The following is an 18,310-nucleotide window of genomic DNA, read 5'->3' as shown; positions in this document are numbered from 1 at the left end:
GAACGGAGGCCAGACCCTATAAGCTAATAAGCAAAGATTCGTTGGCCGGGCGGCGGCACTTTTCTAGACTCTGTCCCGTCCCCTGATCGAACGGAGTTCCCATGAAGTTCAAATGCCTGCTGGCCGGCCTGCTGGTCGGCACCCTGCTGGTCGGCAGCGCCGTCGCTGCCGACCAGGCCATCCTCAACGTCTCCTACGACCCGACCCGCGAGTTGTACCAGGACTTCAACGCCGCTTTTGCCAAACATTGGCGGGGGAAGACCGGCGACACTGTCAAGGTCAATACGTCACACGGCGGTTCGGGCAAGCAGGCCCGATCGGTGATTGACGGCATCGACGCGGACGTGGTCACCCTGGCGCTGGCCTACGACATCGACGCCATTGCCGACAAGGGCATCGTGCCGGTCGACTGGCAGAAACGGCTGCCCCACAATGCTGCGCCCTACACGTCGACGATCGTCTTCCTGGTCCGCAAGGGCAACCCCAAGGCTATCAGGGACTGGAACGATCTGATCAGGCCCGGCGTCTCGATCATCACCCCCAACCCCAAGACTTCCGGCGGCGCACGCTGGAATTATCTAGCAGCCTGGGCGTACGCACTGAAACAGCCCGGGGGGAATGAAGCAAAAGCCCGTGAATTTGTTGGCCAGATCTACGGCAACGTCAAGGTTCTCGATTCCGGCGCGCGCGGCTCGACCACCACCTTTGTCGAGCGGGGCATCGGCGATGTCCTGATCGCCTGGGAGAACGAAGCCTATCTGGCGATCAAGGAACTTGGTCCGGACAAGTTCGAGATCGTCACGCCGTCGCTGTCGATCCTCGCCGAGCCGCCGGTGTCGGTCGTCGACAAGGTGGTCGACAAGCGCGCCACGCGCAAGGTCGCGCAGGCCTACCTCGAATACCTGTATTCCCCCGAAGGCCAGGACATCGCCGCCAGGCACTACTACCGCCCGCGCGACGCCAAGATCGCGGCGAGGTACGCCCGGCAGTTCGGCAAGGTCAACCTGGTGACCATCGACGACACCTTTGGTGGATGGCGCAACGCCCAGAAGACCCACTTCTCCGATGGCGGCATCTTCGACCAGATTTACGTCCCTGGCGGCAAACGCTGAGCCCTCGACGACGGGGCCGAGGATACTGGCGTCCAGTCCGGCCTTATTACAAAAAGGCATTACGTTCTCACATTTGAGTATTTCTCTTCATAACCTGCCTGACCGTAGACTAGCGGCATGTCATGTTGCGTCGCAGCAGGAGTTAAGAATGATCCAAGTGTTTTTCGGGAGTCGCACATGACCCGCCTGAGGCGATTCAGCCCATTGCCGGGCTTTGGTCTGGCAATGGGCTACACCCTGGTCTACCTGGCCATCATCGTCGTCATTCCGCTCACGGCAGTCGGCGCCAAGACGCTGACCCTCGGCTGGGAAGCTTTCTGGTCTGCGGTGAGCAGTCCGCGCGTGCTGGCCTCGTATCAATTGAGCTTCGGCGCTTCCTTGCTGGCGGCGGGCATCAACGTCGTCTTCGGTCTGATCTTTGCCTGGGTTCTGGTGCGCTACCGCTTTCCCGGCAAGGGCTTGGTCGATTCGCTGGTCGATCTGCCTTTCGCGTTGCCGACAGCGGTGGCGGGCATCGCCCTGGCGACGATCCATTCGCAGAACGGTTTGGTCGGCAAGCTGCTCGAGCCCCTGGGTGTCGAGATTGCCTATACCCCCAAGGGTGTGCTGCTGGCGCTGGTATTCATCGGTCAGCCGTTTGTCGTGCGTACGGTGCAGCCGGTGCTCGCCGACCTCGAAAGGGAAGTCGAGGAAGCCGCCGCCGGTCTCGGCGCCTCGCGCTGGCAGACCTTCTGCAAGATCATCCTGCCGCACATCGCGCCCGCCTTGCTGACCGGCTTCGCGATGGCCTTTGCGCGGGCGGTCGGGGAATACGGCTCGGTCATTTTTATCGCCGGCAACGTACCGATGGTCTCCGAAATCACCCCACTGATGATCATCACCAAACTGGAGCAGTACGACTACGCCGGTGCCACCGCCGTGGCTTCGGTGATGTTGATCATCTCCTTCGTCCTCCTGCTGATCATCAACGGCCTGCAAGGATGGATGCAGAACCGCTACGCCAGGGGAGACTGAAATGAGCGCGAGTATTGCACTGCCTGCGGGCAGCCTGGAGCGCCAGGAAACCGCCAGCACCCGCGAACCGGCCTGGGTCAAGGTGGTTCTGGTCAGCATCGCGCTGACTTTCTTCAGCGTCTTCCTGCTGTTGCCCTTGGGCGCGGTTTTCGCCGAAGGTCTGCGCAAGGGCTGGGGCGCGTATTTCGACGCCATGGTCAACCCCGACGCCTGGTCGGCGATCAAGCTCACCTTGCTGGTCGCGGTGATCGCCGTGCCGCTGAACCTGGTGTTCGGATTGGCCGCTTCCTGGGCCATTGCCAAGTTCGAGTTTCGCGGCAAGCGCGTGCTGATCACCCTGATCGACCTGCCCTTTTCGGTATCGCCGGTGGTCTCGGGTCTGATCTACGTGCTGATGTTCGGCGCGCAAGGCTGGCTTGGCCCCTGGTTCTACGAACACGACATCAAGATCATTTTCGCCGTGCCGGGCATCGTTCTGGCGACGATCTTCGTCACCTTTCCGTTTGTCGCCCGCGAACTGATTCCGTTGATGGAAGCGCAGGGGAACGAGGAAGAGGAGGCCGCCGTCGTTCTCGGCGCGTCCGGCTGGCAGGTCTTCCGATACACCACGCTGCCGAACATCAAGTGGGGGCTGCTGTACGGCGTCATCCTCTGCAACGCGCGCGATGGGCGAGTTCGGGGCGGTATCGGTGGTTTCCGGGCACATCCGCGGCCAGACCAACACCCTGCCCCTGCACGTCGAGATTCTCTACAACGAATACAACTACGCCGCAGCCTTTGCCGTGGCCTCCCTGCTGGCCGTTCTGGCGATCGTCACCCTGGGCCTGAAGACGCTGGTCGAACGTCAGACACGTCGCCCATTGCAGGACATCGGCACCCCTTCCGGAGAATGATTGATGAGTATTGCGATTCGTCACATCAGCAAGCAGTTCGGAGCCTTCAAGGCCCTCGACAACGTTTCGATCGATATCCCTTCAGGCGAGCTGGTCGCCCTGCTCGGACCCTCCGGCTGCGGCAAGACCACGCTGCTGCGGATCATCGCCGGTCTTGACTTCGCCGACCAGGGTCAGATCCTGCTCGAAGGCGACGACGCATCGGCCCGCCACGTCCGTGACCGGCACGTGGGCTTCGTCTTCCAGCACTACGCCTTGTTCCGCCACATGAGCGTTGCCGATAATGTCGCCTTCGGCCTGCGCGTCAAGCCGCGGCGACTGCGTCCCAGCGAAGCCGAAATCAAACGGCGGGTCAAGCGCCTGCTCGAACTCGTGCAACTCGATTGGCTCGCGGATCGTTATCCGTCACAGCTTTCCGGCGGCCAGCGCCAGCGGATTGCCCTGGCGCGCGCTCTGGCGGTCGAGCCCAAGGTGTTGCTCCTCGACGAGCCTTTCGGTGCCCTCGACGCCAAGGTGCGCAAGGAATTGCGGCGCTGGCTGCGGCAGTTGCACGACGAAATCCACGTCACCAGCGTCTTCGTCACGCACGATCAGGAGGAGGCCCTGGAGGTCTCCGACCGGGTAGTGGTGATCAACAAGGGCCAGGTCGAACAGATTGGGACGCCGGAGTCGGTCTACGACCATCCGGCGACGCCTTTCGTCGCCAACTTCCTCGGGTCGGTCAATCTGTTCCACGGCCGTGTGGAAAATGGGCACCTGCATGTCGGCGATGACGCGCTGGCCCTCGGCTCGACCGACGGCAGCAACGGCCAGGCGGTGGCTTTCGTTCGCCCGCACGAGTTCGATCTGCTACCGGGTTGGGAAGTGGGGGGTGGCTTGCCGGCCAGAATCGTTCGCGTCGTCTCGGTTGGACCGAGCGCACAGATCGAACTGAGCCGCGCGGACGGCGAACTGATCGAGGTCAGCCTCGCCCGCGAGACCTTCCACCTGCTCGGTCTCGCGGAGGGTGACCCGGTATCGCTGCGCCCGCGCCACATCCGCGTTTTCTCGGAGGAAGCCCGGGCGGCTTGAGGACGGGATGAATTTTCAACAACTGCGCATCATTCGCGAGACCGTTCGCCAGGACTTCAACCTGACCGAAGTGGCCAATGCCCTGTACACGTCGCAACCGGGAGTCAGCAAGCACATCAAGGATCTCGAGGACGAACTCGGCATCGAGATTTTCGTGCGCCGCGGCAAGCGTCTGCTGGGACTGACCGAGCCAGGCAAGGAACTTGCTGAGGTGGTGAACCGTATTCTGCTCGACACCCATAACCTGCGCCGTATCGCCGACCAGTTCGCGAGCCGGGAAACCGGTCACTTTGTCGTCGCGACCACGCACACGCAGGCGCGTTACGCGCTGCCGCAGATCATCAAGTGGTTCAAGACCGACTACCCGCGCGTCCATCTCGCCCTGCACCAGGGCAGTCCGGTGGACATCGCCGAAAAACTCGTGACGGGCGAAGCCGATGTCGGCATCGCCACCGAACGACTCGACCAGGTTCCGGAATTGGCGACCTTCCCGTTCTATCGCTGGTACCACGCGGTGATCGTTCCCTACGGCCATCCCCTCCTGAAGGTCAGGGATCTGACGCTGGAGTTGATCGGCGAGTATCCGATTATCACCTATCATGAGGGCTTTACCGGCCGGACGCATATCGACAAAGCCTTTGCCGACGCGGGCGTCGTGCCGGACATCGTGCTTTCGGCGATTGATGCCGATGTGATCAAGACCTATGTCGAACTCGACCTCGGCGTGGGCATCATTGCGTCGATGGCCTACGACGGCTTCAAGGACCGCAACCTGACACTGATCCCGGTGCCGCACCTGTTCCCGGAAAGCACCACCCGCCTGGCAGTGCGCCGCGGCACCTATCTGCGCAGCTATGCGCTGGCGTTCATCGAAAAAGTCTGCCCGGAAATCGGGGAAGACAACCTCAGGGCAGTCATTCAGAAGCAGAATGGTAATGAATAACTCGCGGCACTGTCTTGTACCGCAGTTGAAAGCGCTGCTTAAACCGAGCTAATTTTTGTCTTGGCTTCGGAGACCACTTTATGCTTGATCAATGCTCGTATCGTCAGCCGTTGTACATTCTCCAGCCTCTCGATCCGCACTTCCCCATTCCGTTGAATCATCCCGAAGATCGGCGGCTTTTCCTTCGCCAAGGTGCCCCGCCCGCAGGCCCCCTTGAGCCGATTGCGTCGCGCTTTACGCCCTTCGATCTTGTCCGGCCGCCCCTGGTGTCCGGTAATTCCATAGACCTCGTCACACGCCACTTCGCCTTCCAGGCGTACCACGGATCGACGTTTGAAGACACCCTGACGCAGCAAATCCGCCATCTGCTGGCTATCGCTTTCATTCAACCCCAATTCGTGGGCAATCTGTCGATTCGATACATTCAGTCCCATCAAGTGCAATCGGGGCTGTACTGACGCATGACCCTGCCGAAGGAGGATGGGTCGCCGGTACCCAGGTTCCGCCATTTGAAATCCATAGAGCCTGTGGAAGGCCGGTGTCACCCCACCCTGCAGGCGATTGCCGAGAGACCCGCGGTGTCCTGCTGGGAAACGGACGCCAACTGCGCGGTCGCGCGGAAGTCCCCGAAATGCTCGGGCAAGTCTCGCCAGGGGATGCCCGTTTTATACCGATACAGCACCGCCTCGACGAACCGGCGATTGTCTTGAGCCGTAACCCCAATGTGCCCCTCCCGTCCTGGCGCAAGCGGGACTGTCGGAAAATTTTACAGTTCGCGACAATTGGTTTAACTCAAAAAAAAGATTATTTCATTATATAAAATAAATGAACAAACTGGCATGAACATTGCTTGCAGCGTTGCTGAGCTATCAAGGTGTCAGCATTTCCTAGAATTGCCGCTCGATCATGGCTTCAATTGTCACCAATCTCATCGGGAGGAAATCTGAAATGAAGCAGAATGGTATGAAGAAGAGAGGATATCGCCCAAGCGCAATTCGGAAGGCGGGTACAGTGTTTGCGCTCAGCTCGTTGGTGGTGTCTGGCGTACAGGCCGCGAATATCGACTTGACAGGCTTAGGCTACATTCAGCACGGGGACGCATTGGTGTACTCGATGCCGGTTGCCAATTACCAGTTCGGTTTCAACACGAACACGGGCCCGTATGCAATCAGCTCGACTCCCGGGGCAATTAAAGACCTGACGGTGATTGCCACCGGAGCGACTGGCAAACCCGTCACGGAAAACGTTCCGGGCGTGGACAACGCCTATGAGACGCCGAACGCGGGGCTGCCTTATTTTTATCCCAATGCAGGGAACCTGAACACCCCGAATGCCAACGGCGCTTCGATCGCCAACAACGGCGCCAACACTTGGGACGCGTCGCTCTCGGCGCTGAAGGGTATCCTCGGCAGTGACCAGATGGTGTTCTTCTTCAACAACAACCAGGTGAATTCCGGTGGTGCTGCGGACCAGACCCTGGCCATATGGGCGAGGATCTGGATCACCGACGCAGGCGGCAACAATGTCGGGGTCGCGTATGAGTTGACCAACGACGACAGCAAGTACGACCTCACCACGCAGGGTGGAGGTGGGACCTTCCTGGGTGATCCGACCACCTACACAGCGCCAGGAGCGGGCGCCAGCAACCCGTCCTCAGTAGCGCCAGGCACAACGGATTTTCTCATGGCTGGCGGGCAATATTGCGTGGCGACGGGTGGCATCCTGCCGCTACCGGTGCCGGTGCCCTGTGGCTCCGATCCGACTGCGGTCGGCGGCACGACGATCTCGGCTCCGATCAACCACAATCTGGGTGCGGACCACGTCGCCTACTCTGTCATCGTACCGGAACTGAACGCCGCGTTGGCAGGTCTGTTCAGCACTGTGACCGATGCCGCTTTGGCCAACTACACGTTGCACCTGGACGTCCGCATGGGCTGCTACGACACCACGATCACCAGCTCGCCACCGGGTGTGTCGCCCTGGATGTCTTCCGCGTATGCCAACGGCAACGGCACCTGCTTGAATAATGGCTATGAGCAGCTTTTCATGGGAACGGCCATTGTTGGGAGCGTAATTCCCGAGCCACAAACCTTGGCCCTGCTCGCTGCAGGCTTTACGCTTGCGGGCTTCATGAGCCGCCGACGCAAGTCGCCGCTTGAGCGAGAGGCGCTCTGATCCAGGAAAACAGGGCAAGGACGATTGGGCGCGACCTCGATGAGGTCGCGTTTTTTTGCGGCTATGATAGGCGAGTCTCCACCATAACCTTGACGAAGTAGCGATACAACAGAAGCTTCTAAGCAGCCTGACTATGCCACCCCTGCAGGGAGACAGGATCGATTACGGAGAGAGCGCCATGGAAAACGTTGCCGCGGTCGTCATCGGGGCCGGTGTGGTCGGCCTGGCCTGTACCCGCGCGCTGGCACGGCGGGGTATCGAGACCGTGATTCTCGAACGCAACGACACCTTCGGCAGCGAAACCAGCGCCCGCAACAGCGAGGGGATCCACGCCGGGCTGTATTACCCGACAGGCTCGCTCAAGGCAGCGCTATGCATTACTGGCCGGCAAAAACTCTACGGGTTCTGCGCTACACACGGCATCAGCCGCCGGCGCTGTGGCAAGCTGATCGTCGCCACCCCGGCAGCGCAGGAACGCTGCGGCGGTCTGGTCGCGTGGTAGACCGGTATTGACTCTCCCGATGCCGCCGTCCCGCTCCTTGTCCGACCCGTAGCTGGCCGATGCCGCGGCCGCCCTAGCCAAACGGTCATGACTTTGCAAGATACCCCCGATGATGAAAGTCATGACCGTTTCCCTCTCCCCGACCCCTCCCCCGCGAGGGGGAGGGGAGATTCGAGAGTCGCTCACGACTTCCATAGTAATGGCGGAGCACCCTCTCGCGCAGTTCTCGCATTCCGGAAGATCTGTGGTCGCGAGCGACCGAACTTGCCGAGCGGCACGGTATCGCCAAAGTCGCCGTTGCTTTGACGGATCTTCTGCTAGCCCACGGCTTGGGTCACGGTCATGCCTTCCGGCAGCCATTCCCGCAGCACCTCGTCAGCCACGGCAGCAGTGCGGCAGCCGCCTCGTCAGTACCCGACGGCAAAGGCAGCGCTGGAGCAGCTTGCTGCCACACACTCGCCAGCGCTTCCCGGAGATGGCCGGCCAGCAGGTCCGCCGTGCTGATTTCGCGGCACCGGGCGTGCCTGTGCAGCCAGTCGATCAGGCAATCCTGTTCGGGCCAGTCGTGCCTGCGCACATAAAGAATCGGTGTACCGTTGCAGGCGGCTTCGGTGAATGTGCCGTAACCAGGTTTGGCGATCACCGCGTCAACCGCGCACAGGAGATCAGTCATGGGTCGGTCAAGCGGCTCGAAGTTACTGGCATTCGGGTGTGCCACCTGCCAGTCTTGCGGAATCAGCCAGCGCACGCCGGCGATGCGCGGCCAGTTGGCGATCGGTAGTTGCTGGCTGACACCGCCGAAGGCGATCAGGACCAGTCGCTCGTCACGGGCGCAGCGTAGTTGCGCCCGCACGGCCTGGCGGCAGTCGTTGCCGAGATCGGCGACCGGACCGATGGGACGTACCCGTGACAATTCGGTCATGGCCATGCCGGGAGTCAGCCGCAGGAAGCACTCGGCGCCGTGGTACGCGACCAGCATCTGCTCAAGAATCGGCTCTGCCCAAGGCTGATTGGCAAAAAAGTGAGCAAACAGCCCGGCCCAGTTGAGGGAACACATGGCCAGTGCGGGAATGCCGGCGCGTTTGGCACCCGCCAGCGGCAGGTAGGCGACATCGCTGAACACCAGTCGGGGTTGCAGTTCGGCGAGCAGGCGCGCTTCACGGTCCACACGAGCTTCCCAGTCGGCATGCTGGGTGCAGTAGGCACGGGCCGTTGCATCGAGGTCGACGCGCATCGCGTCGTACATCACATAACCGAAATCGCTGCTCTCCGCCAGATGCCTGAAAGGAGCCACCAGGCGGGCTTGCAGTCGAGCAGTGGGCAGCGCACTGCGGACGGTGATGCGCAGCTCCGGCAGTTGCCGCGCCAGGCAGTTGAGCACCGGCGCCGCTTGCGCCAGGTGGCCGAAGCCGTGTGCCGAGATGTCGACGAAGAGGTGGAGGTCCGGCATCATGGCCGAATCAGACGAAGCGTGCCAGCAACGCTCCGGGCAATTCGGCCGGCAGTGGAATCCACACGCGATGGCCATTGCCGGGGGCGACGCGAATTTCGGCGCCATCGATGTGCTGCATTCGCTCCAGAGCCAGTTGGCGGTTGCCCGTGGGATGGATGATCTCGAGGCGATCGCCCACCGAAAAGCGATTCTTCACCTCGATCAGCGCCAACTGGCGCGCTGCGTCCCACGCCAGTACGTCGCCGACATAGAGACTGCGTCCCGATTCGGAATGGCCGCGCAGGTAATTCTGCCTCTCGTGTTCGTGGTGACGCTGGTAGAAACCGTCGGTGTAGCCGCGATTGGCCAGACCTTCCAGTTCGCCAAGCAGTCCGGGGTCGAACGGCCGCCCGGCGACGGCATCATCGATGGCACGACGATAGACCTGCGCGGTACGCGCCACATAGTAGGGCGACTTGGTGCGCCCCTCGATTTTCAGCGAGTCGACACCGATCTCGGTCAGACGCTGGACATGCTCGACGGCCCGCAGATCCTTCGAGTTCATGAGATAGGTCCCGTGCTCATCCTCGTCGACCGGCATCAGTTCGCCCGGCCGCGCCTTCTCCTCGAGCAGCCAGACGCGATCGCCTGATCGTGCATGGGGTGAATTGGGTGGTTGTGGCGAACCGGTGGCATGGACATCGCCCGCCGCATCCACTTCGCCTGCCTGAAGTCGATAATCCCAGCGACACGAGTTGGTACAGGTGCCCTGATTGGGGTCACGATGGTTGAAGTATCCGGAAAGCAGGCATCGCCCTGAATAGGCGACACAGAGCGCACCGTGGACAAAGACTTCGAGTTCGATGTCGGGACATTGCTGACGAATCTCGGCGACTTCGTCGAGCGACAGCTCGCGTGCCAGGATGACCCGCCCGATGCCGAGCTTTTGCCAGAAACGCACCGCCGCAAAGTTGACGGTATTGGCCTGTACCGAGAGATGCACCGGCATCTGCGGCCAGGTCTCGCGCACCAGGTCGATCAGACCGGGGTCGGCCATGATCAGGGCGTCAGGCCGAAGTGCGATGACCGGCGCCATGTCGGCCAGGTAACTGTGGACCTTGCGATTGTGCGGCAGGACGTTGCTGACCACATAGAATTTGCTGCCGGCGGCGTGTGCCTCGCCGATGGCGGTGCCGAGTGTGGCGAGGTCTCCGAAGTCGTTGTTGCGCACCCGCAGGCTGTAGCGCGGCTGGCCGGCATAGACCGCGTCGGCACCGAAAGCCAGGGCGGCGCGCAGCATCGCCAGCGACCCTGCGGGCGCGAGCAATTCGGGAGCGTTCAGGACTGCGGGCATCCGGGAGAGCTTCGGCACGGGTAGAATGTGGCAAACCGCCATGTTACTCCCATTCCTGCTCCCATTCTCCAGATTGCCCCACCATGTCCGAAGAGATCCTGATCAACTTTACCCCGCAGGAAACGCGCGTCGCCGTCATGCATCAGGGCGTCGTGCAGGAACTGCACATCGAACGCAGCGCCAGTCGTGGCTTCGTTGGCAATATCTACGTGGGACGCATTGTTCGCATCCTGCCAGGCATGCAATCGGCGTTCATCGACATCGGCCTCGGCCGTACCGCATTTCTGCACGTTGCCGACATTCGCGAGCCGCGTCCGAGCGACGAACCGCTGCGACCGATCGAGCGCCTGTTGTTCGAAGGGCAAAGCATTCTGGTGCAGGTGATCAAGGACCCGATGGGCAGCAAGGGCGCACGCCTGTCTACGCAGGTGTCGATCGCCGGACGGATGCTGGTCTACCTGCCGCAGGACAAGCACATCGGAATTTCGCAGCGCATCGAGCGAGAGTCCGAACGTGAAGCGCTGCGCGAGAAACTGGGTCGCCTGGTACCCGGCGACGAGGCCGGTGGCTTCATCGTCCGAACCATGGCCGAGAGCGCGAGCGAGGCCGAACTCGCCAAGGACATCGAGTACCTGCGCAAACTCTGGCGTGACATCCTGACGCAATCGACCACCGCCGCTCCCCCTTCTCTGCTCTACCAGGAATTGTCGCTGGCACAGCGGGTACTGCGCGATTTCGTCAACCCCGAGACGGCACGTATCGTCATCGATTCGCGCGAAAACTTCCAGCGGCTCACCAATTTTGCCGCCGAGTACACCCCGACGGTCGCCCCCTTGCTGGAGCACTACGTTGGTGAACGGCCGCTGTTCGACCTGTATGGCGTGGAAGAAGAATTGCAGAAAGCCCTCGCCCGCCGCGTCGATCTGAAATCCGGGGGGTACCTGATCATCGATCAAACCGAGGCCATGACCACCATCGACGTCAATACCGGCGGTTTCGTCGGCGTCCGCAACTTCGACGACACCATTTTCAAGACCAATCTCGAAGCCGCACAGACGATCGCGCGCCAACTGCGCCTGCGCAACCTGGGCGGCATCATCATTATCGACTTCATCGACATGGAGAACGAAGAGCACCGCACGGCGGTCCTCAGCGAGTTCAACAAGGCCCTGGCGCGCGACCATACGCGTCTGACGGTCAATGGCTTCACCGCGCTTGGACTGGTCGAGATGACCCGCAAACGGACGCGCGAGTCGCTCGCGCATGTGTTGTGTGAGGAATGCCCGACCTGTGGCGGGCGTGGCGAGGTCAAGACGGCGCGCACCGTGTGTTACGAAATCCTGCGCGAACTGCTGCGCGAAGCCCGTCAGTTCAACGCGCGCGAATATCGCGTGCTCGGCAACCAGGCGGTGATCGACCGCTTTCTCGACGAAGAGTCGCAGGGTCTGGCCATGCTCTCCGACTTCATCGGCAAACCGATTTCACTTCAGGCGGAGCCCAGCTACTCGCAGGAGCAATACGACATCGTGCTGATGTGAGCTTTTAGTGCGTCCCGCCACGGAGTGCGAACACCACAGCTCGAAGAGAGCGAGCTGATGGCCGAGCCCTTGCCGACGCGTGACAACCGGCCATCGATCCTGTTTTATGAAGCTGCCGAGGGCGGTGCCGGCGTCCTGACCCGCCTCGCGACCGAGTCCAGCGCACTGGCGACCGTGGCTGCCGAGGCGCTGGAAATCATGCACTTCAAGCGCCCAGCCGGAGGACAGTCGTGGGTCAGGGCGGCGCTCGACGACGAGTTGGGCGACGACGGCCAGCCCCTCTGCGAAGCCGGCTGCTACAAATGCCTGCTTTCCTACTACAACCAGCCTGACCACCCGCTCATCGACCGACAGGACAAGGAGGCTGGTGGCCTGGTGCTCGGGATGTTGTGCCGCCTGACGCAGTCTGAAGCCAAGCTCGGCACGCACGGGCGTGCGCCCAAGCAGCACAGCGCCGAGCTGGCGCGCACGGCAGGCAGTTCGCTGGAGCATGCTGGCTGGCTTATGTCGGGCAACATGGCCACCGCCCGACCGTGGGCAGCACACCATCGCCTCGGCGCAGACCTGCGCAGACTTCTTCTACGACGAATACCCGTTGGCGGTCTTCATCGACGGCCCGCACACGTAAGATCGGGATTGACCTTCTGCCGCAACCCCGTCGACAATTGTGGAAATCTTCAACAATTGAGGCTCCCGATGAGTACCGTCAACTTCAGCGTCCCGGAAGAAGTGAAGCGGGTCTTCAACGAGACCTTTCAGGGCCAGAACAAGAGCGCCATCATCGCCGACCTGATGCGGGAAGCCGTCGAGCGGGCACGCAGCCGGCAGCGAAGCGAGGCCGCTGGCCAACGCATTCTGGAGCGCAGAAAGCACGCTCCCGCCGTCACTGACGCGGAATTTCGCGCTGCACGGGAATCCGGCCGGCAATGACATGATTGTCGTCGTCGATGCCAGCGTGGCCATCAAGTGGTTCCTGGCCGGAAAATCCGACGAAGATCATGCAAACCTCACCGAACTGCGCTACCTCCTAGACCCGGCCGAAGTGATGGGCGCCGACTACCCCTCCGAAACTTTCCGCGTGCTCAGTCAGGGAAGGAGAAATCCACGCCTACGGCGAGTACCGCACGCGGCGGCTGGTGCTCGAAGCCTGGGACGAACTCAACATGACAATTCCCATGGAGATGGCGAAATGCTGACCCAGCTGCAGATCAAGAACTTCAAGGCATGGCAGGACACCGGGCCGATTCGCCTGGCGCCGCTGACCGTGATCTTCGGTGCCAACAGCTCCGGCAAGTCCAGCTTAGGTCACCTCTTGATTGCATTGAAACAGACCGTTGCCCTCGCCGACCGCAAGCGCGCCCTGCATCTGGGCGACGAGAATTCGTTGATTGATCTGGGCACTTTCGTTGACTGTCTATATGCCCACGATTTGACGCAATCGCTTGAATTCTCGCTGCGCTGGCGCCTGCCTTCGGTGCTGACCGTGAAGAACGCTTTGGATTCCAAGCAGATTTATCGTGGCGACGAACTCCGGCTTTCAAGCACTCTGCGCGCCGACAAAGCCGAGCAGCCACAGACCGCAGCATTCAAGTACGAATTGTTTGATCGGCAAAACGGGGTTCTCTCCGTCGAGCATGCGCGCGGCACGTCACAGGCGAAGCTCGAATGTTCTCCGCTGAAGCTGGTCCGTGCGGTCGACCGAGGATGGCCGGTCGAGCCGCCGGAAAAGTTCTACCGTTTCTCCGACCGTACCCTGCTGCGCTACCAGAACGCGGACTTTCTGGCCGACTTCGCGCTACAGACCGAGCGTGTGCTGGAACAGTTGTACTTCCTTGGACCGCTCCGTCAGCCGCCGCGCCGCAGCTATCAATGGTCGGGGGACACCCTCCCGGACGTGGGGGCACAGGGTCAATACGCCATTCCCGCGCTGCTGGCTGCAACTGCGCAGGAGCGAAAACTTAATCGTGGGCATAGACAACGTGTCCAACGGTTCGACGAGTTCATCGCGCGCTGGCTGGCCGACCTCGGCGTCATCGACAGCTTCGCCGTTCGACCGGTCGCCAAGGGACGCAAGGAATATGAAGTGCTGGTGAAGACGCATCCGAAGTCGCCCGAGGTCCGGCTGACCGACGTGGGCTTTGGGGTGTCGCAGGTCTTGCCGGCACTGGTGCAGGCTTTTTACGCACCGCCTGGTTCGACGGTGTGGATGGAGCAGCCGGAGATTCACCTGCACCCGATGGCGCAGTCCAACCTGGCAGACGTGTTCGTCAGTGCGGTGAAGTCCTACGAGGACGGCGCGCCGCGCAACATGCAGTTGATCGTCGAAACCCATTCGGAACACTTCCTGACGCGGCTGCAGCGGCGCGTGGCCGAACAGGTGATCGATGCCAGCGACGTGGCGATCTATTTCGTCAATCGCAAGGGAGCGGCGGCAGAAATGGAGGAGTTGCGCCTGAACATGTTCGGCGAGATCGAGAACTGGCCCGAAAACTTCTTCGGCGACGAGATGGGTGACATCGCGGCGCGCACGATGGCGGCAATGCACCGACAGGCCGCCATCGCCGATGGGGAAGGTTCGTGAACGCTGTGGTGATCGACACCAACGTATTGTTGGTAGCCAACGGGAGTCATCAGGACGTGTCTGCAACATGCCGTGCCGAGTGCGTCAGCAAGCTTCTGGCGCGCCAGAAGGCAGGCGTGGTGGTGATCGACGATGGTTTCAGAATCCTGAAGGAGTACCAGCACAAGACGCGTCCGAACCAACCCAAGGGCGTGGGCGACGCATTTCTCAAATGGCTGCTGCAAAACCTCGCCAATGACAAGCGCGTTCATCGCATCGCGATCACCGAGACACAGCCTGATGCATTTGCCGAATTTCCTGATGCCGCGCTGCAGCCGCGTAATCGTTCACTCCCCCTATGCTGCTGCCGGGATGGCTGGGAGCGGAGGGAGCGGCAAGCCCTTGCGCGCGGCGGCGATGACGGTGCCGAGGTAGCGCCAGGAGGAGGCCCCACGACGGCGGCAGGTTTCGATGACGCTGGCCAGGAGCGCGAAGGCGCGAGACCCCGCTTCGGAGCGGGTACCGTGGCTGATGTGGCGCGCAATCACCCAATGACGTAGCGCCTGTTCGGCAGCGTTATTGGAGAGTGGCAGATGGGGCTCGGCGACCGGGCGGAGGATCACTTCCCAGTCGTAGAGGAATTCGCGCACGACGCTGCGCAGCCCCTTGTGGTCATCCATCCGATGCGCCTCGCACAGGTGCCGCAGCCGTTCGATGTCGGCGGCGTAGCGTAACGGCAGCCCTTCCGGCGGCGGATCAATCCGGGCCGCGTAGATGGCGGCCATCAGCGTTTCCATGAGGCCTTCCATCTCTTTGCCGACCCCGGACACCCGTCGGTCGCTCGATTCGGCCAGGCCTCGCAACTTGCGCATCAGATGCGGCCAACAGCGCAGGCGGTTTTTCCAGGCGCGGTAGACCCCGTAGCCATCGCTGATGAGAATGCCGTAGAAGCCGTCTTGCAAGGCATTCTCCAGCATTTCCGCGCTGCGCGGGCCAATGAGGAACAGCACCGTGTGGGTGGTGACCAAAGCCCACAGCCACAGCAGCAGGCCGGATTCCTTCCACGGCGTTTCATCCACATTCAGTGGCGGTGCCTGCACGATGTCGGCCACCAACACGTCCTCCAACGGGAAACTGGCGCGCCCCGCTTCCCGGATCGTCTCGTCGATCACGCCGGTGCTCAGCATCAGGCCGAACCATTCCATCAGCCCCTCGCGAATACGCCCCCGCGACAGCCGCATACGCAGCCCGAGGAAAACGAGGAGTCCGGCCAACTGGGGACCCACCAGACGCCACTCGCCCAGTTCGACCTTCTCCCACTGGCCGTCCGGCGGCGCCCGCCAAGGTTGCGCACGGCTGACATGGCCGCAGGAGCAGACGACTTCCAGCAGAAGGTGACGCGTCACACTGAACAGCAGCCCGATCGTGCCGTCGACCTGCGGCGCAATGTCAATTTCGTCCCAGCCCGTGTAAGCCTCTGACTTGGCATCCGCCGCCAGCGCTAACGCACACGCCGCACAGTTCTCCGGTCGGTGCTCGCAAGTGGCGGTGACCGTCAGTTTCTGGGTGCGGCCAAAGCCCTGGCTGCCAAGCTGCTTGCCTGCCTTCTTCTTTGCCGTCTTCGGCGCTGAGGGGGACTTCACTTCCGATTTGGCCGTCTCTTCCGTTACCTCCCCGCTTTCCCTCTCCCCTTCATCCGCCTCTGATGTGTCGCTCTCGCTTGGCGAATCCCGGCTCACCTCCGCGTCGCTGGCTCTCTCCCAAGGGGCTTGGCTGGTGCGCGGGCGCGAACTGTTGTCCGGGTTTTGGTTCAGCCGATCATGTCACTCTTTGACGTCGTCCAGCAGACGCTTCGACACCTCCAGCAATCGCTCCGCCGGTAGCTTCTTCAGCCACTCGTCGTTCATTTGCAGAAGGTCGTGCTTGCGCAGGTGCATCGCGTCGTGTCGTCGTTAAGTTCCGCGCATTATGACATACAACTTCACGCTGTCGCGCAAATTGTTGAGGGGGTGTGAACAGTTACGCAGCCGCAGTTCGACGCGCCTGATCGCAAGTTCGCCGCCGTTGCCCATGCGCACCCGGACAAACCGCCGGTCTGGCAGGCCGCCGACTGCAAGTGGCTGGCTTGGTGGCCGCAACTCGCGGCACATGGCGTCAAGGTGGAGTTCCTTTGCCGCGCGGACGTGCTGCGGTTTTATGCGTCCAAGTTCCCGAAGCAACCGGTCCCCGAGCTGCCGGATCGCCCATGACCGACTTCTTCCGTTTTCCCCACACTCCGCATCTCGCCTGGCTCGGCACGGGTGAACCGCGCGATGACAAGGTGTTGTCAGCGGCCGAGGCGAGGGCGCTGCTCAGCACCGACGTCGTGGTGGAGGAAAAGCTCGATGGTGCCAACCTGGGGCTGTCGGTCGGCGGCGACGGCCACGTGCGGGCGCAGAACCGGGGGCAGTTCCTGCGTCCACCCTTCGGCGGCCAGTTCGCCCGCCTGGGGCCGTGGCTGACCGCCCATGAGGATGCCCTGTTCGACGCCCTGGATACGCATCTGATCGCGTTTGGCGAGTGGTGCGCAGCACGGCATTCGCTGGACTATACGGCGCTACCCGACTGGTGGCTGGTGTTCGATGTTTATGACCGGCGCGAGGGCCGCTTCTGGTGCACCCGCCGCCGCGACGACTGGGCGCACTGCCTGGGCCTGCCAGCGATACCCGCGCTAATGGATGGTTCGGCCGATCTGCCGGGATTGAAGAGCCTGCTGAGCAAGCATCGCAGCCGATACCGCGACGGACCCATGGAGGGTGTGGTGATCCGGGTGGAGGACGAGCTTTGGCTGCACCAGCGTGCCAAGCTGGTCCGGGCTGAGTTCACGCAGCAGATCGAGAGCCACTGGCGGGGCCGCACAATGGCCTGGAATCAACTCGAAGGCATGCCCCCTAATGATCTTTGGACCGAATCATGAAAAACACCGTTTTCATCTGCCGCGTTCGGGCGAAGAATTACAGGAGCATCGCAGCGTGCGATGTGGAACTCGGGTCTGTTTCGTATCTGGTGGGTGCCAACGGCTCGAGCAAGGGCAACTTTTTGGATGTTCTGCACTTCGTCAAAGACGCTTTGCAGGGCTCCCTGGAAAACGCACTGCAGGTGCGCGGTGGCTTGTCCGAGGTGAGGCGTCGTTCCGGCGGCCACCCGACACATTTTGGAATCCGACTGGATTTCCGGCTGCCGGATGGCCGCGACGGCTACTACGCCTTCAATGTCGGCGCCCGCCCGGCGAGTGGTTTCGAGGTCCAGCGAGAAGAGTGTGCGATCGGCGCGCCGGATGTCGGCCCCAGCTTTCTGATGTCCGGGGGGGGTTCCGGAAAAGACCAGCGAAGAGGTGTTTCCGGTCAGCACCCCGGATCGCCTGGCGCTGGTCAACGCCGCCGGATTGCCCACCTTCCGACCCGCCTTCGACGCGCTGGTGAGCATGGGTTTCTACAACCAACCCTTTGCGGGTGTTTTTCTCAGCCTGCGGGCCGCCTGACGAGTAGAAGGCGAGAGGTGGCTACATGCTTGATCTTGCCGCACCTTTCGCGGGGTGGGTGGGGCTTCCTGGGGCCACGGGGGGGCTTCTTGTAGGCCGCCAGTCGGGCGTAGCCCGCCCACTCTTTCAAGAGGGCAGCGAATTCGACGACAGTCAGTTCGGCCACGACGCCCCACGTCTCGTCCGGAATGGCCAT

The 18,310-nt window shown here is 62.0% G+C and carries 15 protein-coding genes and 4 pseudogenes; 12 read left to right on the top strand and 7 right to left on the bottom strand.

Going from position 1 to position 18,310, the window contains the following annotated elements; all coding sequences use genetic code 11:
• Positions 1–101: 101 nt before the first annotated feature.
• The 5 genes and pseudogenes from V5B39_RS00095 (at position 102) to V5B39_RS00075 (ending at position 5,033) form a co-directional block, all read left to right on the top strand.
• Complete coding sequence (locus V5B39_RS00095) at positions 102–1,112, top strand: sulfate ABC transporter substrate-binding protein (protein WP_332340403.1); 1,011 nt, start codon at positions 102–104, stop codon at positions 1,110–1,112.
• Positions 1,113–1,289: 177 nt separating this feature from the next.
• Positions 1,290–2,126 (top strand): sulfate ABC transporter permease subunit CysT, encoded by an 837-nt coding sequence (gene cysT / locus V5B39_RS00090; protein ID WP_332340401.1) that lies wholly within the window; start codon positions 1,290–1,292, stop codon positions 2,124–2,126.
• 1 nt (position 2,127) lies between these two features.
• Positions 2,128–3,019: pseudogene (gene cysW / locus V5B39_RS00085) on the top strand (sulfate ABC transporter permease subunit CysW).
• A gap of 3 nt (positions 3,020–3,022) precedes the next feature.
• A complete protein-coding gene (locus V5B39_RS00080; protein WP_332340399.1) occupies positions 3,023–4,090 on the top strand; it encodes a sulfate/molybdate ABC transporter ATP-binding protein in 1,068 nt (355 codons plus the stop codon).
• Between the two features lie 7 nt (positions 4,091–4,097).
• The gene (locus V5B39_RS00075; protein WP_332340397.1) at positions 4,098–5,033 is read left to right on the top strand and encodes a CysB family HTH-type transcriptional regulator; all 936 of its coding nucleotides are present in this window, start codon (positions 4,098–4,100) and stop codon (positions 5,031–5,033) included.
• A 38-nt stretch (positions 5,034–5,071) separates the two neighbouring features.
• Here the strand turns inward: V5B39_RS00075 and V5B39_RS00070 are convergent, their stop codons facing one another.
• Together V5B39_RS00070 and V5B39_RS00065 are read right to left on the bottom strand one after the other, a co-directional pair.
• Entirely contained in the window at positions 5,072–5,467 is a 396-nt protein-coding gene (locus tag V5B39_RS00070) for a hypothetical protein (RefSeq protein WP_332340396.1), read from the bottom strand.
• Positions 5,468–5,643: 176 nt separating this feature from the next.
• A pseudogene (locus V5B39_RS00065) lies at positions 5,644–5,775 on the bottom strand (transposase); the annotation flags it as partial.
• A gap of 206 nt (positions 5,776–5,981) precedes the next feature.
• On the opposite strand from V5B39_RS00065, the gene V5B39_RS00060 reads away from it, so the two are divergent.
• Together V5B39_RS00060 and V5B39_RS00055 are read left to right on the top strand one after the other, a co-directional pair.
• A complete protein-coding gene (locus tag V5B39_RS00060; protein WP_332340394.1) occupies positions 5,982–7,208 on the top strand; it encodes a PEP-CTERM sorting domain-containing protein in 1,227 nt (408 codons plus the stop codon).
• Positions 7,209–7,386: 178 nt separating this feature from the next.
• A pseudogene (locus V5B39_RS00055) lies at positions 7,387–7,680 on the top strand (FAD-dependent oxidoreductase); the annotation flags it as partial.
• 370 nt (positions 7,681–8,050) lie between these two features.
• On the opposite strand, the gene V5B39_RS00050 reads toward V5B39_RS00055, so the two are convergent.
• The gene (locus V5B39_RS00050) at positions 8,051–9,163 is read right to left on the bottom strand and encodes a hypothetical protein (protein WP_332340391.1); all 1,113 of its coding nucleotides are present in this window, start codon (positions 9,161–9,163) and stop codon (positions 8,051–8,053) included.
• A 7-nt stretch (positions 9,164–9,170) separates the two neighbouring features.
• A complete protein-coding gene (yegQ, locus tag V5B39_RS00045; protein WP_332340389.1) occupies positions 9,171–10,496 on the bottom strand; it encodes a tRNA 5-hydroxyuridine modification protein YegQ in 1,326 nt (441 codons plus the stop codon).
• Positions 10,497–10,579: 83 nt separating this feature from the next.
• Here yegQ and rng point away from each other — a divergent pair, with 83 nt between their 5' ends.
• Genes rng through V5B39_RS00030 form a run of 3 tightly spaced genes read left to right on the top strand, consistent with a single transcriptional unit; the run spans position 10,580 to position 14,615 of the window.
• On the top strand, positions 10,580–12,034 hold the full coding sequence (gene rng, locus V5B39_RS00040) for a ribonuclease G (RefSeq protein ID WP_332340387.1): 1,455 nt from the start codon (positions 10,580–10,582) through the stop codon (positions 12,032–12,034).
• Positions 12,035–12,091: 57 nt separating this feature from the next.
• Positions 12,092–12,964: a DUF1998 domain-containing protein gene (locus V5B39_RS00035; protein WP_332340385.1), complete on the top strand. Its 873-nt coding sequence runs from the start codon at positions 12,092–12,094 to the stop codon at positions 12,962–12,964.
• Position 12,965: 1 nt separating this feature from the next.
• Positions 12,966–14,615, top strand: coding sequence for a DUF3696 domain-containing protein (locus V5B39_RS00030; protein ID WP_332340383.1), 1,650 nt, complete (start codon positions 12,966–12,968; stop codon positions 14,613–14,615).
• Between the two features lie 335 nt (positions 14,616–14,950).
• Here V5B39_RS00030 and tnpC read toward each other — a convergent pair whose 3' ends face one another.
• Positions 14,951–16,333, bottom strand: a complete 1,383-nt coding sequence (tnpC, locus tag V5B39_RS00025; protein ID WP_332340381.1) for an IS66 family transposase — start codon at positions 16,331–16,333, stop codon at positions 14,951–14,953.
• A gap of 506 nt (positions 16,334–16,839) precedes the next feature.
• Here tnpC and V5B39_RS00020 point away from each other — a divergent pair.
• Positions 16,840–17,550, top strand: a complete 711-nt coding sequence (locus tag V5B39_RS00020; RefSeq protein WP_332340379.1) for an RNA ligase family protein — start codon at positions 16,840–16,842, stop codon at positions 17,548–17,550.
• On the opposite strand, the gene V5B39_RS00015 is transcribed toward V5B39_RS00020, so the two are convergent.
• On the bottom strand, positions 17,505–17,984 hold the full coding sequence (locus V5B39_RS00015; RefSeq protein ID WP_332340377.1) for a hypothetical protein: 480 nt from the start codon (positions 17,982–17,984) through the stop codon (positions 17,505–17,507). The two genes, V5B39_RS00020 and V5B39_RS00015, sit on opposite strands and share 46 nt — an antisense overlap.
• On the opposite strand from V5B39_RS00015, the gene V5B39_RS00010 reads away from it, so the two are divergent.
• Complete coding sequence (locus V5B39_RS00010; protein WP_332340375.1) at positions 17,968–18,114, top strand: hypothetical protein; 147 nt, start codon at positions 17,968–17,970, stop codon at positions 18,112–18,114. The genes V5B39_RS00015 and V5B39_RS00010 overlap by 17 nt on opposite strands.
• On the opposite strand, the pseudogene V5B39_RS00005 reads toward V5B39_RS00010, so the two are convergent.
• A pseudogene (locus V5B39_RS00005) lies at positions 18,095–18,310 on the bottom strand (hypothetical protein); the annotation flags it as partial. The gene V5B39_RS00010 and the pseudogene V5B39_RS00005 overlap by 20 nt on opposite strands.

Source organism: Accumulibacter sp., from assembly GCF_036625275.1.
Taxonomy (GTDB): domain Bacteria; phylum Pseudomonadota; class Gammaproteobacteria; order Burkholderiales; family Rhodocyclaceae; genus Accumulibacter.
Note: the sequence above shows the minus strand (reverse complement) of the source record. Positions and strands in the feature narration are given on the sequence as shown.